This window comes from Flavobacterium collinsii (genome assembly GCF_902804485.1).
GTDB classification, from domain to species: domain Bacteria; phylum Bacteroidota; class Bacteroidia; order Flavobacteriales; family Flavobacteriaceae; genus Flavobacterium; species Flavobacterium collinsii.
Genome location: NZ_CADCST010000067.1, coordinates 41,479 through 58,155, shown reverse-complemented (window position 1 = coordinate 58,155; position 16,677 = coordinate 41,479). Strand labels below are relative to the sequence as shown.

Below are 16,677 nucleotides of genomic sequence, written 5' to 3'. Positions count from 1 at the left end.
TTTTGTTTAATTGAGAATGCGGTTATAAAAAACAAAAATACTGAAATTACTTTTTAATAGTGTAAGGCTTCACGATTATATAACAATTAGTTACGAAAACGATATATGTGTTTATTTGGTCTTAATTCTTGCCGTTATGATGATGGCACCATCGTTTTCTTTTTCATTGTAAATGATGCGGCTGCTGTTTTTGTTTAGAAAATCTAAGCTAATAATGTCAGATTTTTTAAGAGGCAATAATATGGTGTCCTGCTTTTTGTTGTACCTAAAAGGAACTCCGTTTATGACAATTAAAGGCGATTTCTCGATTAGATCTTCTTCAAATGCCTGGTTGATTGATTCTGCTATAAAGTATTTGTTTTCTTTTTTATCGTTTAAAATAAAAGTGTGGGGATTATTGGAGCAGCCTATTGTTATTGTGCAAGAGAGGAATAATAAAATTCGCTTCATTCCTGAAAGGTGAAGTGGTGAAATATTGTTTGAAGCGGAAGTATTATTTACCATATTTTCCACCAGGGCTTTTTGTTGATTTCAATCTGTTTCCTGTCTTTATTGATTTCTATTTTTTTAGGTTCTTCTTTTTTTATGGCTGAATCGTCAAAATATAATTCACCGGTACTGCTCATGCCAATAGGGGCTTTGGTTTTTTCTTTCCAATTTTCGGTTTGAAGCTCCGGAATTAAAGGCGAGTTGATTTTATTCACGAATTTTTGCTTGGCTTTTTCGGTAATTTCTTCTTCAAGATTTGAAGTCGAATTTTTGAAAAGCGGAAGCGAGTTTCCGGGAATGTTCAGCAGGAAGATTTGAGTTTTGTCGCTGATTTTGTAAATGTCTAATACTTTAAAGAAAGAATTATCATCTAAGAGTGCATGTCCGTTTTTTGCTGAATCAGGATTGAATTTAGACAAATCTCTTGCGCTTGCGCTTGCAATCAAATATCTGCAATTGCCGGAAAGGCCGCCGCCAATAAACGACATGTCTGTAAAATCTTTTTCTTTCAGTATTTGCCCAACTTGATAAGAAGCAAGTAAGTTGTTGTTTAAAGTAGTGTCTCTGTAAAATAGTTTTAAGTCAGAAAAAGTTTCATCAAGAATGTCTTTAATGCGTTTGTTTTTCATGTTTACTTCTATTTTAAGGATAAATATGGATTCTTATAGGTTTCCAATACTGTCCAGTTCTCTCTTTAAAGGTTCGATTTGCTTAAAGAAGCGGGTTTTGTCATTTCCTGTTAAAGACTCTCCGGTTGGTAAGTTAAGTCTTAAAGCATCGACCTGAACACCATTTTTCCAGAAACGGTAACATACATGAGGTCCCGTTGCAAGGCCGGTACTGCCAACTAATCCGATAGTTTGTCCCTGAGTAACACGTTGACCGCGTCGGACTAAAATTCTGGACATGTGCAGGTATTGAGTAGAGTAGGTTCCGTTGTGTTTTACTTTTACAAAGTTTCCGTTTCCTGCCGTGTATCCTGTTGCTTCTACAGTTCCAGATGCAGTTGTCGAAATTGGTGTTCCGGTTGGTGCAGCATAGTCGGTTCCTTTGTGAGCTTTCCAGGTGTGTTGTACCGGGTGAAATCTGTTTGCAGTAAATCGGGAAGTAATTCGGCTAAATTTAATCGGAGTTTTTAAGAAGAAGTTTTTAAGCGTTCTTCCCTGATCGTCATAATATTCAATTTTCCCTGAAGTAGTGTCTCTTTCAAAAGGAAAAGCATAAATGATTTTGCCCTTGTATTCAAAAAAAGCAGCTTCAAGATCTTCAACGCCGTCGTAGGTTTTGCCGTTTATAAAACGTTCCGTAAAAATTAACCCGTAACGATCTCCTTTTTTTAGTTTAAAGAAGTCAATAGACCAGGAGAATACTTTTGTAATTCTGCTGGCAAGTGCTGCTTCTACACTTTCATTGCCTAGAGTTTCTGATAATGAGCTTTTTAAAACGCCTCCAATGATTTTGCGTTTTAATGTGACAGGTTTTATTTTTTTGTATGCTTTGGCAATACTATCTCTAAAGTCAACAACGTAATAGGTGAGGGCATCGGGCTGATAAATAAAAACCTGCAGCTTGTTTGTTTTGTTTTTAGAACGAAGTACGGTATAAGGTTTGTTGTAGCGAATAGTTCTTACATTAAAAGAATCTTTAATTTGTTCTACAACATCGTAGACTTTTTTGTCTCCAATATTTTGCCCCTGAATGATAGATCCAAAGGAATCACCTTTTTTAATGGTATCGTGAATAACATTGAAGTCGGCGTAATTAAAACCAAATTCTACTTTTTTAGTTTTTGGTTTAGTGATTTTAGTTTCAACTTTTTCAGCGGTTTTGTTGCATGAGAGTATTGAGAATAAAATGATTATAATTACGAATGCTTTTTTCAAACTTTTAAATTTTTTAGGAAATTATATGGCTGCTTCATTTCCCCAATTGGACAATTCTTCTTCGGCCCACAATTTAGGAAAAAAGATGCGTCTTTGGTATTTTGGGTGCATATATTTTTGCCAATCGCTTCCGCCGGTAGCTTCTCCGTTTCCTTTTCCACTTTCCAGTATGTATTTTCTTGCAGTGTTAAGATGCTGCATAACCCAGGTAATGTTTACCGTTTTGTCGTAATGGCGCATGGCATCGATTAGCGCATGGTTTTGTTGGTCTTCTAAAGGTAATTGTGTGAATTTTTGCCAGATATTTTTTGATTTAAAAGTAGACATTTGTCTTAAGAACTGGTCTTTGTATTTGTTTTCAAATTCCTGAAGTAGGTATGACTTTTCTCCTGTCTGGTAATCTTTTCCTGCAGCCTGCCAGTACAAATGTTCAAAACTTGTTTCTAATGGAGTGTTTTCATCAAAGTTAGGTTTGTATCTGCGGTCGGTTAAATTGATAACATCTGTCGAAGCAAATTCGATTAATCTGTATTGTGCACTTTGAAAGCCGCTGGCCGGAGTTAGCGTGTTTCTGAATTTCATATATTGATCGACTTCCATTCCTTTTTCCATGATACTGAACGAATTGGTTAGCATGTCAAAGTATCGGGTAATTCTTGAAAGTCTTTCGCTGAAAAAGGCAACCTGAATGTTTTGTGTATCGGCAATTTGATCAATTTCCCACAAAATCATTTTAAAAATTAACTCGTTTACCTGATGGTACATTATGAAAACCATTTCGTCAGGAAGGGTGGTGCGTTGTGTTTGTAAGCTTAAAAGGGCATCGGTCTGAATGTAGTCCCAGTAGGTGATAGGTTTTGACCAAAGCAATCCTTCTAATTGTACATCAGTTTTTTGATTTATAGCTTGGTATTTAAGGTCAATCTCTTTTAAAATAGATTCTGAATGATCAGTAGGGTTCATTATTTTTTTGCTTTAAATGGATTTTTTAATCCTTTGTATTCGTCAAGGTCCGCTTTAAGTGATCCTACGGCCAGATCTGCTTTTATACGTATCGGAATTTTATTGTCGTCATCTGTGATCCAGAGTGTTACACTTTCTTTTTCTTTGAAAACTCTTCCTGTTTGTACTAATGGTTTGAAGACCATGGTAGAAACGGTGCCAAATTTAGTTGTAATATCTTGACGGCCTACATATTTTAACTTAAATTTTGTGATTTCATCATCAAAAAACATATCAATAGTAATGGCTTCTCCAGATTTTAATTTGTCAATGCTTGGATGGTTTCTCAGATAATAAAAAGAAGAGATGATATCCTGTACATTAGGTGTCGTTACTATTGTTTTCTCTGTCTTACGTTTGTAGTCTTTTACTAAAACTTTACTTTCAGACGGATCAAAAAAGCCTTCCTGGTTTTTAGTGTAGCCACCTTCGTTTATTTTTCGAACGTAGCGATAGGGGGCTCCGTTTTGTTTGTCAAAATAGCTTTCGTAAAGATCTTCAACTTTAAAGAAAAATTTTGACATTCCCGTTGTGTATCCCTTTCCTACAGCATGAAATACTTTTTTATTGTTGATTGTGGCGTCTTTAATTTCGAGTGTAGCATAGCCGGCGTTTATAATTCCGTAATGAATTCTGAATTTAAAATATTCCCCGGTATCGAAAGCATCTTCTTTTTGAGTGTCGAAGCTTAGAGTCGTGAGGATTAATAGGAGGAGGACTAATTTTTTCATAGTACATTTTTTACATTCCATTATAAAGATAAATAAATGCAAATTTTATTCCAAATGTACCAAAACAAAAAAACTCCGTCAAGGAATGACGGAGTTTTTATGCTATTAACTAACCAAAAAACTATAAATTATGAAATTTATATCAATTCGGAAGGAAACCACCCCTTCCTGATTTGCGAGTGCAAAGATAGATACTAAGTTCAAAAAATAAATGTTAAAAAGTGAGTTTAACATAACATTTGCATAAAAACCATCGTTTTACAGAGGATTTTTTCGCATAATGTAAAAAAAATGCGTTTTTATAGCGTTCCTCTCAATTCCTGTTCTCTTTCGATTGACTCGAAAAGTGCTTTAAAGTTTCCTGCGCCAAATCCTTTTGCTCCCATTCTTTGAATAATTTCGAAAAACAGCGTTGGTCTATCTTGAACAGGCTTCGTGAATATTTGTAATAAGTAACCGTCTTCGTCAGCATCGACCATGATGGCTAACTTTTCGATTTCGTTAATATCTTCTTTCATCATATCCATATGAACTCCTAATCTTTCAGGAATTGCCTGGTAGTAGGTATGTGGAGGAGCAGATAAAAATTCAACACCTCGTGCTCTCAATTGTGATACTGTTTTGATGATGTCATCTGTTGCAATGGCAATATGCTGAATTCCGGGTCCGCCATAGAAATCTAAATATTCTTCGATTTGAGATTTTTTCTTTCCTTCTGCCGGTTCATTAATAGGAAATTTGATTCTTCCATTTCCATTTGACATTACTTTACTCATCAATGCTGAATATTCTGTGGTAATTTGCTTGTCATCAAATGACAAGAAATTTACGAATCCCATAACGTCTTCGTAGAATTTTACCCAGGTATTCATTTCATTCCAGCCTACATTTCCAACCATATGGTCGATGTATTTTAAACCGGTTGGTTCCGGATTGTAATCCGATTTCCATTCTTTGTAACCCGGAAGGAAAACACCGTTATAGTTTTTTCTTTCTACGAAAATGTGAACTGTTTCTCCGTAAGTATAGATTCCCGAACGAATAACTTCTCCAAATTCGTCCGATTCAACTGTTGGCTCCATAAAAGAACGGGCGCCACGTTTTATAGTTTCTTCGTAGGCACTTCTGGCATCTTCAACCCAAAGAGCTGCTACTTTTACACCATCACCATGTTTTTTAAGATGCTCGTGTATTGGTGAATCCTGTGTTAAAGGTGTTGTCAGAACGATTCTGATTTTGTCCTGCTTTAAAACATAAGAAGCTTTGTCTTTTACTCCGGTTTCCAATCCGGCATAGGCTAATGACTGATATCCGAAAGCCGTTTTGTAATAATGTGCCGATTGTTTGGCGTTACCAACGTAGAATTCTACATAATCGGTTCCTAATAATGGAAGGAAATCCTGTGCTCCTTCAAAGATTTTTTCTAATCCGTATTCTACTGATTTTACTTCTTTTGACATAATGTTTATTTGTTTGATCGGTTAATCGTTTAATTGATTGAACCGTAGTGTTGCTTTTAAGATTTTTTTTTACCGCAAAGCACGCGAAGTTATTTCGCAAGGTTTGCAAAGTAGTGATAGCGAACTTTGCGGTTAGATCGATTTAGTGAATTACTCCGTCCAGGATTTGTAATACTGACCGTCATCAAGACCCATGGCTTCTTCTGTAACCATAAGTGGACGGAAAGTATCAACCATAACGGCTAATTCCTGTGTTTCTGTGTGACCAATGCTACGCTCCATCGCGCCAGGCGCAGGACCGTGTGGAATTCCTTTTGGGTGTAAAGTGATATGACCCTGCTCAATGTTGTTACGGCTCATGAAGTCACCATCTACATAATATAGAACTTCATCAGAATCTATATTACTGTGATTGTAAGGTGCCGGAATTGCTTTCGGATGATAATCGTAAAGTCTTGGGCAGAAAGAACAAACGACAAAAGTAGCCGTTTCGAATGTTTGGTGTACCGGAGGCGGTTGGTGAACACGTCCCGTTATTGGTTCAAAATTATGAATGGAGAATCCGTATGGGAAATTGTAACCGTCCCAACCCACTACATCAAATGGATGTGTGGCGTAAACCACTTCGTGAATCATGCCCTCTTTTTTGATTTTAATTAAAAAATCGCCTTTTTCGTCATGTGTTTCCAATTCGTTTGGCAAAATAAAATCGCGTTCGCAAAATGGCGAATGCTCTAAATGTTGACCCGATTGGTTTTTGTAACGTTTTGGGGTATAAAAAGGAGAGTAAGATTCGACATAAAAAAGTCGGTTTTCTTCTGTCTCAAATTCTATTTGGTAAATAATGCCTCGTGGAATAATTAAGTAATCTCCATATTCAAAAGGGATGTTTCCCAACATGGTTCTTAATTTTCCTTTTCCTTTATGAATGAAAAGCATTTCGTCGGCATCGGCATTTTTGTAAAAATAATTTCGAAGCGATTCTTTAGGAGCTGCCAAACCAATGATACAGTCTTTGTTGACCATCATTGCTTTACGGCTGTCCAGAAAATCATTTTCCGCTTTTAATTCAAAACCTTTAAAGAGTAATGATTTTATATTTTTTCCGATGGCGATTTTAGGCTCAACAGAATAAGAATTTAAAATTTCTTTTACCTGAGTAGGTCTGTGTACGTGATATGATAATGACGAATGTCCATGAAAACCTTCGGTTCCAAATAATTGTTCGTAATAAAAACCTCCGTTAGGTTTTTCGAATTGTGTGTGTCTCTTTTGAGGGAAGTCTCCAAGTTTGTGATATAATGGCATGGCTTTTCTATTAGATAATTTTAAAATTAGATAATTTGAAAATTTGAATTGTGTGAACAGATAACCAGCTCAATTTCTTAAAATTGACCAATTATCTCAATTCGATAGCTTCACTCAGGATTTCTCTTGATGAGGAATTGAAGATACTCTAATAAACCTGTCCATTTTGTTTTCATTATAACAAATGTCGTAATTTTTGCTGAGTAAAATTATAAATTATATCATTTATAAACATGATTTATTTTAATTTTTTTTGATATAATTTTTAAAGGGCAAAAAAATAGTACAATTTTGTTGAACAATTCTTTGCTTTACTGCTAAAATAAAAACCCAATACTAAACCAGGTGAAGCTTTTAGACATTTCCGGAGACCAGGATTGTTTGATCTCGATTGGACCAATGATGGTTTCCAGTCCATAACCAACAGCATATCCTGTATATTTTGGCATTGAGATCCAGTCGACCTTCGTAAAAATATCATTTCCCAAGTTGGCAAAATTAGCAGAAAGATTTACGTGATTCTTTTTGAAAATTTCATAATCGAGTGTAAGCCCCGTTTTTATAAAGCTGTTTCCGGCTATACTTAGGAAATCGTATCCATAAAAATAATTGAAGTTGTTGATTTTGCTATAACCATATCCTCCAAGTATAAAGTCGAAAAACGGAACGCTGTCACTGCCAATGTTAAACCCTGCGTCGGCGTCAATTTTGAAAGTAGCCTTTCTGAAGAACGTTTTTACAAAAGCAATTTCGGCCTTTGCAATCGAGAACGGTTTAAATTGTTGTGTATAGTCAGACGACGCTAAGTAGGTTTGTAAATCGGTAGAGAAGTACAAGCCGGAGCGAGGGAAGCTTTTGCTGTCGAATGAATCGTATTTTAAATAACCAAAAAGACTAAGATAGCTGCTCTTTTCAATAGTATTTACTGTATTGCTAAGTGTTGGAGAGTCTATTTTTAAGTATTTGTATTCAAAGCCGCCACCCATTAAAAATTTTTGTACAAAGATGGTTTGAAAATAGGCCTGATTGGTAATGTCTAAGAAGTCAACATTAATAAGATTTACATTTGGATTCTGTGCCGTTAAGGTATTAATGCTTGTGGTAACGTTTCGATTAAATTGATTCAAACGTGACTGGAATCCAAAACTGATATTAAAACCGTTTTCTATGTAATAGTTGAAGTCGTACCTGAAGTTATCTCCCAGAATAACATCAAGTGAGGTAACGTCATTTTTTAAAAAGGTCTTTTTGTGGGTAAGATTGAGCAGGATTCCACTTTTATATAGTCCGTCATAATGCAGACCAAGTTTTAAAAAAGTCTGAGTAGGATTTTCTTTTAAGACGATATCAAGGTCGTCCTGTTGGTCATCCGGTTGCAGGCAGTAAGAAATGGTACTGAAGTTCTGGGTAGCATTAAGGTTATTGATTCCGGTTTTAAGATCATTGTAAGTAATCGTACTTCCGGGTTTAAAACGTAGTTTTCCGCGAATGTATTCTTTCGTGTAATTCTCAAGATTTTCACTGTTTATCTGATTGATTTGCAGTGTGTCACTGGCGATTTTTAGTTTGGGTTTTTTATAAAAATGAGCTTCATCAGTTAAAGATTTGATTCTTTCATAGACTGCAAAAGCGGCTTCTTCTCCTTTTCGGATAATTTCTTCTCCTTTGTCAAATGAAATTACGCCATAATCCCGAATGTCCGGTTTGATATAAACATCGGTATCCTTGATTTTATTTTTCATCTTATCGATAGACTGCAAATTGGTAATCTGTACGAGTATCTTGGTCGCGTTTTTCAGATTTTTACGATTCATAAGATCGTCCTGAACATCGACACCAATAATAATATCAGCACCCAGATTACGAACTTCTTTTATGGGATAGTTGTTGACTACGCCTCCATCTACTAATAAATTTCCATCAATTTCGATAGGGGTGAACAGGGAAGGGAATGCTGAACTCGCCATCATAGCCTGAACGAGATTTCCTTTGTTTAGTAAAACTTCTTCTCCGGTTTCAATATTAGTTCCGATACATAAAAAAGGAGTCGGAAGTTGATTGAAATCACGTACATGACGTACATTTCGGGTAAGACCGCTTAACAAATTGTAATTGTACATCCCTTTTGAAAGGGCTTCCGGAATCCCGATTCTGAAGTTGCTAAAAGGCAATGCAATGGCATATAACTCGTCATTTTTTTTGCCATAGAAGTTTTTGGACGATCGCGGTATGTAATCGTTGATGAGTTCGTCAAAGTTAGTTTTCTTGAAAATGGAATCAATTTGAGAAGCATTGTAACCGGAAGCATAAAGTCCGCCGATTATAGATCCCATACTGGTACCACCAATATAGTCGATTTTAATTCCGGCTTCTTCCAGAACTTTTAAAACACCAATATGTGCAAATCCTTTGGCTCCTCCACCGCTTAAAACCAATCCTATTTTTGGTCTTTTTAGGCTATCCTTTTTTTGTTCTTGCGAAAATGTTTTTTGTGGATTTAGTAGTAATACTGCAAAAATTAAGACTGTTGCACTACATACAGAAAAAGAAAACTGCAGAATACAAAGAGTTTTTCCTTTCTGAAAGAAAAGAGCAACTTTGGAAAGCTCTTTCTCCAGTGAAGAAAAAAAACTTTTCGATATGGTATTTTCGTGGGGCAGTTGATCTATACGCATGAAGATAACTAGTTGGTTTTGTAAAAGTCGACAATTTTTTTGGCTTTTGATACTCCTACAACGTCAGATATTTCTTTTTCTGTCGCGAGTTTTAATCTTTTAACACTTTTGAAATGTTGTATTAACGTGAGCATCGTTTTTTCGCCAATGCCGGGTATGCTTTCTACGGAGGAATTAAGTGCTGCTTTGCTTCGTTTGTCTCTGTGAAAGGTAATTCCAAATCGATGTGCTTCGTTTCGCAATTGCTGAATCACTTTTAAGGTTTCTGATTTTTTATCCAGATATAACGGAATAGAATCTCCTGGGTAAAACAATTCCTCAAGACGTTTCGCAATTCCAATGATAGCAATCTTGCCACGAAGTTCTAAGGCGTCGATACTTTTTAATGCCGCAGATAGTTGTCCTTTTCCACCGTCAATAATAATTAATTGTGGTAAAGGCTCATTTTCGTCTAATAATCTTTTGTAACGACGGTATACAATTTCGGTCATCGAAGCAAAATCGTCAGGACCTTCAACGGTTTTAACGTTAAAATGGCGGTAGTCTTTTTTGCTGGGTTTCCCGTCTTTAAAAACAACACAGGCTGCTACCGGATTTGTTCCCTGAATGTTCGAGTTGTCAAAACATTCGATATGACGTGGTTCAACAGGCAATCGCAGGTCTTTTTGCATTTGTGCCATGATTCGGTTAGCATGTCGGTCGGGATCTACAATTTGTAACTGTTTGAGTTGTTCAATTCGATAAAACTTTGCATTTCGAATAGACAGTTCCAGTATTTGTTTTTTGTCTCCCAGTTGCGGAACGGTGGTTTTAATGTTCTCGCCCAGATCCATTTCAAACGGAACAATGATTTCTTTAGAAAGTAATTGAAAACGTTCGCGAAGTTCTATAATTGCCAGTTCTAATAATTCTTCATCTGTTTCATCCAGTTTTTTCTTGATTTCTAAAGTATGCGAACGTATAATCGATCCGTGTGAAATCTGAAGAAAGTTAACATAAGCTGCACTTTCATCTGAAACAATCGAGAAAACATCAATATTGGTAATCTTCGGATTTACAATGGTCGATCGTGACTGGTAATTTTCGAGGACGTCAATTTTTTCTTTTATTTTTTGCGCTTCTTCAAAACGTAAATCCTTTGCGTATTGTGTCATGAGTCGTTTGAAGTCTTTCATGCTTTCTTTGAAATTTCCTTTTAAGATTTCGCGGATAGCATCCACTTGTCGCTGATAATCTTCCAAAGACTCCAATCCTTCACAAGGGCCTTTGCAATTGCCAATGTGATATTCGAGGCAAACTTTAAATTTTCCTGAATCAATATTTGATTGGCTCAAATCGAAATTACAGGTTCGTAAAGGATATAATTCTTTGATTAAATCCAGAATGGTATGTACTGTTTTGAAACTGGTGTAAGGGCCAAAATACTCAGAGCCGTCTTTGACCATTTTTCGTGTATAGAATATTCTCGAAAAGGGTTCCTTTTTGATGCAGAGCCAAGGGTAACTTTTATCGTCACGAAGCAGGACGTTGTATCGTGGCTGCAGAGTTTTAATCAGGTTGTTTTCCAATAAAAGTGCATCGGTTTCTGTGGGAACTACAATGTGTTTTATGGTGACAATTTTCTTAACCAGAACATTGGTTTTGGCAGTATCGTGTATTTTATTGAAATAAGAGGAAACTCTTTTTTTTAAGTTCTTGGCTTTTCCAACATATAAAATCTTCCCGTCTTTATCATAATACTGATATACACCCGGATTGTCAGGCAAGGTTAGAATTTGAAGATCTAGGGATGGTTTTTGCATTCTGTTTTGTCTCTGAAGATAGATGTTATACTTTTAAAAACATTTTGAGGTTTAAAAAGCTTAACATTGATTTAGTTTCAAATTTACGAAATCAAAAGAATAATTTCTATATTTAGATTTTATAATTCTACATGAAAAATAGTAAACCCCTGATAATTTTTGGCGAAGCAATTTTGCCGGGCGAGAGTAAAACTATAAACGTTGAAATTGCACGTCTGCATACCACTACAAAACTTAATATTCCGGTTATTGTACGCCGTTCAAAAATAGAAGGTCCTGTTGTTTTATTTTCGGCCGGAATTCATGGTGACGAGATCAATGGTGTTGAAGTTGTCAGACAGATTATCAGTAAAAAAATCAATCGCCCTTCAAGAGGAACCATTATCTGTATTCCCATTATCAATATGTATGGTTTTGTAAATAAGTCGAGAGAGTTTCCTGATGGACGTGACTTAAACAGGGTGTTTCCGGGAAGTAAAAAAGGTTCTTTAGCAAGTCGCTTTGCTTATCATATTGTGGCAGAAATTTTACCGATTATCGATTACGCTGTTGATTTTCATGCCGGAGGAGCAAGTCGTTTTAATGCTCCGCAAATTCGGATCACAGAGAACAATCCCGAATTGAAAATACTTGCCGATGTGTTTAACGCGCCTTTTACTTTATACTCTAAAAATATCAACGGTTCTTTCCGAAATACTTGTGAAAAAGCTAATGTAAAAATGCTGCTTTTTGAAGGAGGAAAATCGCTGGATATTAATGATTTTGTTGCAAATGAAGGGGTAAAGGGAGCAAAGCGTTTGTTGAATTATTTAAAGATGCTGGATTCCAAACAGCTAGTGGAAACAGAGGATGAACCTTCTATTTATATTAAAAATTCGGTTTGGCTGCGTGCCAAATGCTCAGGCCTGCTGCATGATTATAACAGAATTGGACGTTTTGTAACCAAAGGAACTATCCTGGCCATTATTACGGATCCGTTTGGTAAATTTGAACAAAAAGTAAAAGCACCTCATGATGGATTTGTGATTAACGCCAATCACTCGCCAATCGTGTACGAAGGGGACGCCATTTACCATATGTCTAAAAACAGTGATGAACATGCCGACGAATAAAAAAGAGTTACGATTACACTATAAGAGTCTTCGAAAAGAACTTTCGGAAAATGATATCGAAGAAAAAAGTCTGGCTATTGCCAATACTTTAATCCAATTGCCTATCTGGGATAAAACCTATTACCATGTTTTTCTTCCTATTGAAGAACAGCGGGAAGTCAATACAGAATATGTTCTGCATTTGCTTTCCGGAAAAGACAAGGAAATAGTAGTTTCAAAAAGTGATTTTGAAACTCGGGGTATGACACATTTTTTGTTGACGGATAATACCAGAATTAAAAAAAACGAATATAATATTCCGGAACCTGTAAATGGTTTGCCGGTTCCATCCGAAACGATTGAGGTGGTTTTTGTGCCGCTTTTAGTTTTTGATGTTTCTGGAAATCGGGTAGGTTACGGAAAGGGTTTTTACGATAAGTTTCTCGCTGAATGCAAACCTGACACAATCAAAATTGGACTTTCCTTTTTTGAAGCGGAGAATCAGATTACAGATGTCTTTGAATCAGATGTGAAGCTGGATTACTGTGTAACGCCTTTAAAAATATATACTTTTTGATTGTAAATCGTAGAAGTGATATAAGTAGGTTTGTTGCTTAAACAATCTGAAGACTAATTTTTCTTATAGCATTTGTGTGATTTATAAGTAACCAGGTCATGTAATGAAAAATCCCAAGCACCATTTTAAGATCGGTATTTGGGATTTTTTATTTGAGTGTTTGAGAAATTTTATTTTACTTCTTTGATCGTTGAAGCATCAATCCAACCTTCCGTTCCGTCGGTTAGTTCGACTTTTTTCCAACTTCCGACAGTTTCCATTACATAAACTTTTGCTCCTTCGTGTAGTAAGAGAATGGCAGAACCTGCTTTTTGCGGTTCGCTTCGAACTTCACTCAATTCGGAAAAAACAATTGCAGGGCGATCGTTGTCAAAATGGTTTTTTTCAGACATTCCCGCCGAAACACTTAAAAGTAAAGCAACCAAAAGCACAAACATTCCAATGAAATAAATTCTTTTCGAAAGGGTAAGCTGAGAAAAGTAATAACCAATAAAAGTCAATAAGAAGGCAAAGGCAATTACGATGGAAATGATTGCCCAGGTATTGTAATTAAAAATACCGGTAAAGTTCTGAATCAGTTTTGCGAAACCTACTTTTGGAACCTCTTTGATTTCATCAATGGTTAGTTTCTTGGCAAATTTTAAGTTGTTTAAGGTCTCCGGATCATGTGGCTTTAATACCAGTGCTTTTTCGTAGTTATAGATCGAAGGAGCGACTTTGTTTAATTTATAATAACTGTTTGCCAGATTAAAATACAATTCTGCCGATTGTTGTTTGTCTTCTTTGATAATGCTTTCATAAACATCAACGGCTTGTTGATATTGTCCTTTTTGATACAACGCATTTCCCTTTTCGAAGCTGCTCTGAGCAAAGAAAACCTGGGTAATTAATAAAAAAAGGTACACTACTATGTTTTTCATTTTATTTCTTTTAAACCTGACAGCTTTTTAAAACGTGTCGGATTTGAGTTTATTTAAGTTTAAACAATTTGTTTTTCTAACTCCGAAATGATCAAAACAGCTTTGTCAAAATCCTGCTGGATTGATGCGCTCGACGCCGGAGCATATCTTGCAAATTCACAGTTTTCAGTCAAATCAATAAAACTTTGAACGGATTCCGGGTTGGCACTTCTGGACAGTAACAATTCGCGAATATTATCCTTACTCATCTCTGAGGTTTCGATATGCAGTTTCGCTTTTAGGAAATTGTGCATTGCTTTTTCCAGGGCAATATAAAATGGTTCTTTGTTGTTAAGCTGTTTTTTGGCTTCAGATAAATATTTCTTCGCCAGCTTATTGTTCATTTTAATTCGGTTTCCGGTAATGTCACCATCAATTGCTTCTTTTCTTTTCTTAGCCAGAATGATAATTGGCAGAATAACGAAAGGCAAGAACAATAGAGTGTAATATAGATTAGAACCGTAAAAATCTTCCTTAGCTATAGAAACTAAAGTTGTTTTTGGCTTGATATATTTAAATTGTTCTGTTTTGGCAATTGCATTTGTAGCCGCATGTGCAGGGGCATTTGCTGCCGATGGCATTGGACCATCTAAAACATCAATCATGATCTCCTGGGACGTGATTGTTTTGTATGAACCGGTACTCAAATCAAAATAAGAAAATTGCATTGGCTTTATCGCATATTTTCCTTTGTATTGCGGAATAATGGTATACTTGTCGCTTATTTTTCCGGACATTCCCGAAAGCGATGTGGTCACCTTTTCGTCGTGAACCGGATCGTACATCTCTAAGGCATTAGGAACAACAGGTTTTGGCAAAGTAAACAATTTCATGTTTCCATTTCCGGATGCACTCACAAACAAGTCAAGACTTTCTCCGCTCTTCAAGGTCGTTTTAGAAGGGGTAACCGTAAAATTAAATTTACCCACAGCACCACCAAAACCTTCAGGTTTGGTAGACTCCGGTAGAGGACGTACGTTGATTGTTTTGGCCCCGGCAGAAACCACTTTGTTGTCGTCGCTTACAATCATCTGACCAAACATGTCACGACGGTTAGTTGGCAGTTGTACACCTATGTCCAGTGAAAGTGGTTCGATAGTAAGTCTTCCTGATTTTTGAGGATATAAGATGGTCTTTTTTAAGACGACATAATAACACCTTTGTCCCTGATAACTTCCCTGCTCAACAGCCAGTTGTTTGATGTCGATATTCTGATTCCAGAAGTCGTTGTATTTAGGTTTTGCAAGTTCTTTAAATCCTGTTACGTTGATATAATTGAAATACAATTTGTACACAACTGTAATAGGTTCATTGAGATATGGGTTGGTTTTTGAAATTTCGGCTACAAGATTTAGCATTTCATCGCCAGAACTGGATCCCTGCGGTCTGTCATTTGGATCTCTTTCCTGTGCAACAGCATTGGTTACAACAATCTTTAAAGGTGCTGTTTTGTAAATCTGACCATTATATTCGATAGCGGCCTGTTTGATCGTTACAGTTCCTTTTTGGTTGGGCTGTAAAATATATGAGTAGATTTTCTGAAAAGAGCTTCTTCCATTAATCCAGGACTGACTTATTTGCTGGCTGGGTCCGGCTACAATTTTAAAACCATCAAATGTGGGCTGGTCAAAGTTGTCTCCATCAACATTCATGATGAAGTCAATACGGAGTCTTTCATTTACTCCAAGCGTATTCTTGCTTACTTTGGCTTCAAATTGAACTTGAGCCATAAGCCCCTGAAAAGTGAATAGTAATAGAATTAAATATCTTTTCATTACTTGTTTAATCTTTTTTTATGTTTAATCGTTTATGGGTAATTTGTTTAATCGTTTTTGTACAGTTTTGCTGTTTGCCCGAATTAACAGTTAAACGAATAAACGGTTAACCTCAAAATCCTACCAGTCTTTTTCTGTTTTTTTAGGGTTACCTTTTACCTTTTGGGCGTTAACTTTGTCCTGAATTTTCTTCTCTTCGTTGTTTACTGCATCCAGTAAATTCTGAACTCTTTCTTTGGATATACCTCCCGGCATTGGTTTTGGCTCCCCTTTGTTGTCGGATTTGTCATCTTTCTTTGGGTCATTTTTGCCGTCTTTTTTATCCTTGTCTTTGTCGCCTTTATCGTCCTTCTTCTGATCGTCTTTTCCGTCCTTTTTGTCTTTATTGTCGCCGTCTTTTTTCTGATCGTCTTTTTTGTCGTTCTTTTTATCCTTGTCCTTATTCTTGTCTTTGTTTTTGTCGTTTTTCGGAGGATTTTCTTTTAGTTTTTGTTTTGCCAAAGCATAGTTGTAACGCGTCTCTTCATCAGTTGGATCGTTACGCAAAGCTTCTTTGTATGCTTCGACAGCCTGAGTGTAATTTTTCTCTTTCATTAAAACATTTCCTAAATTGTGAAATGCTTTATGTTTTTCAGGTCTTGTTTTGGAATTTTTTATGGCTTTCGCGTAAGCAAACTTAGCTTCAGAAGCCTGATTTTGTCTGTAAATGGTATTTCCCAGATTATAAGGAGCGGTAGCACGTTTTGGGAATTTTGATTCTGAAATTCTGTAGTTGGCTTCTGCATCAGTAAATTTATTCTGCTTATATTCCTCATTGGCGTCAGGCAATGTTTTGTCTTTCTCCTGAGCAGAAACTGCCAAAGAAAATGTTAGTAAAATATAAAGAAGTAAATTTTTCATTCTAATTTTTTATGTTTTTAGTTGG

14 protein-coding genes are annotated in these 16,677 nt (G+C 36.1%); 2 read left to right on the top strand and 12 right to left on the bottom strand.

Annotated elements, in window-relative coordinates; translation table 11 throughout:
• Window positions 1-111: 111 nt before the first annotated feature.
• The 9 genes from FLA105534_RS05690 to uvrC form a co-directional block, all read right to left on the bottom strand.
• On the bottom strand, window positions 112-504 hold the full coding sequence (locus FLA105534_RS05690; RefSeq protein ID WP_246253171.1) for a hypothetical protein: 393 nt from the start codon (window positions 502-504) through the stop codon (window positions 112-114).
• Window positions 498-1,118, bottom strand: coding sequence for a hypothetical protein (locus FLA105534_RS05685; protein WP_173965069.1), 621 nt, complete (start codon window positions 1,116-1,118; stop codon window positions 498-500). Before FLA105534_RS05685 ends, FLA105534_RS05690 begins: the two co-directional genes overlap by 7 nt.
• Before the next feature lie 33 nt (window positions 1,119-1,151).
• Complete coding sequence (locus FLA105534_RS05680; RefSeq protein WP_173965068.1) at window positions 1,152-2,372, bottom strand: peptidoglycan DD-metalloendopeptidase family protein; 1,221 nt, start codon at window positions 2,370-2,372, stop codon at window positions 1,152-1,154.
• A 21-nt stretch (window positions 2,373-2,393) separates the two neighbouring features.
• Window positions 2,394-3,335 (bottom strand): tryptophan 2,3-dioxygenase family protein, encoded by a 942-nt coding sequence (locus FLA105534_RS05675; protein WP_173965067.1) that lies wholly within the window; start codon window positions 3,333-3,335, stop codon window positions 2,394-2,396.
• Window positions 3,335-4,105: a DUF3108 domain-containing protein gene (locus FLA105534_RS05670; protein ID WP_173965066.1), complete on the bottom strand. Its 771-nt coding sequence runs from the start codon at window positions 4,103-4,105 to the stop codon at window positions 3,335-3,337. Before FLA105534_RS05670 ends, FLA105534_RS05675 begins: the two co-directional genes overlap by 1 nt.
• A 299-nt stretch (window positions 4,106-4,404) precedes the next feature.
• Window positions 4,405-5,565, bottom strand: a complete 1,161-nt coding sequence (gene hppD, locus FLA105534_RS05665) for a 4-hydroxyphenylpyruvate dioxygenase (protein ID WP_173965065.1) — start codon at window positions 5,563-5,565, stop codon at window positions 4,405-4,407.
• A gap of 150 nt (window positions 5,566-5,715) precedes the next feature.
• On the bottom strand, window positions 5,716-6,873 hold the full coding sequence (locus FLA105534_RS05660) for a homogentisate 1,2-dioxygenase (protein WP_173965064.1): 1,158 nt from the start codon (window positions 6,871-6,873) through the stop codon (window positions 5,716-5,718).
• Window positions 6,874-7,190: 317 nt separating this feature from the next.
• Window positions 7,191-9,548 (bottom strand): patatin-like phospholipase family protein, encoded by a 2,358-nt coding sequence (locus tag FLA105534_RS05655; protein WP_173965063.1) that lies wholly within the window; start codon window positions 9,546-9,548, stop codon window positions 7,191-7,193.
• A gap of 8 nt (window positions 9,549-9,556) precedes the next feature.
• Window positions 9,557-11,350 carry an excinuclease ABC subunit UvrC gene (uvrC, locus tag FLA105534_RS05650; protein WP_173965062.1) on the bottom strand — a complete coding sequence of 598 codons (1,794 nt, stop codon included), beginning with the start codon at window positions 11,348-11,350 and terminating at the stop codon, window positions 9,557-9,559.
• A gap of 131 nt (window positions 11,351-11,481) precedes the next feature.
• Here uvrC and FLA105534_RS05645 point away from each other — a divergent pair, with 131 nt between their 5' ends.
• A complete protein-coding gene (locus FLA105534_RS05645) occupies window positions 11,482-12,462 on the top strand; it encodes a succinylglutamate desuccinylase/aspartoacylase family protein (RefSeq protein ID WP_173965061.1) in 981 nt (326 codons plus the stop codon).
• Entirely contained in the window at window positions 12,449-13,018 is a 570-nt protein-coding gene (locus FLA105534_RS05640; protein ID WP_173965060.1) for a 5-formyltetrahydrofolate cyclo-ligase, read from the top strand. The genes FLA105534_RS05645 and FLA105534_RS05640 overlap by 14 nt, the downstream gene beginning before the upstream one ends.
• 170 nt (window positions 13,019-13,188) lie before the next feature.
• Here FLA105534_RS05640 and FLA105534_RS05635 read toward each other — a convergent pair whose 3' ends face one another.
• The 3 genes from FLA105534_RS05635 to FLA105534_RS05625 all read right to left on the bottom strand — a co-directional run bounded on the left by FLA105534_RS05635 (window position 13,189) and on the right by FLA105534_RS05625 (window position 16,652).
• Entirely contained in the window at window positions 13,189-13,938 is a 750-nt protein-coding gene (locus FLA105534_RS05635; RefSeq protein WP_173965059.1) for a tetratricopeptide repeat protein, read from the bottom strand.
• Between the two features lie 59 nt (window positions 13,939-13,997).
• Window positions 13,998-15,752, bottom strand: coding sequence for a BatD family protein (locus tag FLA105534_RS05630; protein WP_173965058.1), 1,755 nt, complete (start codon window positions 15,750-15,752; stop codon window positions 13,998-14,000).
• A gap of 120 nt (window positions 15,753-15,872) precedes the next feature.
• The gene (locus tag FLA105534_RS05625) at window positions 15,873-16,652 is read right to left on the bottom strand and encodes a tetratricopeptide repeat protein (protein WP_173965057.1); all 780 of its coding nucleotides are present in this window, start codon (window positions 16,650-16,652) and stop codon (window positions 15,873-15,875) included.
• Window positions 16,653-16,677 lie beyond the last annotated feature (25 nt).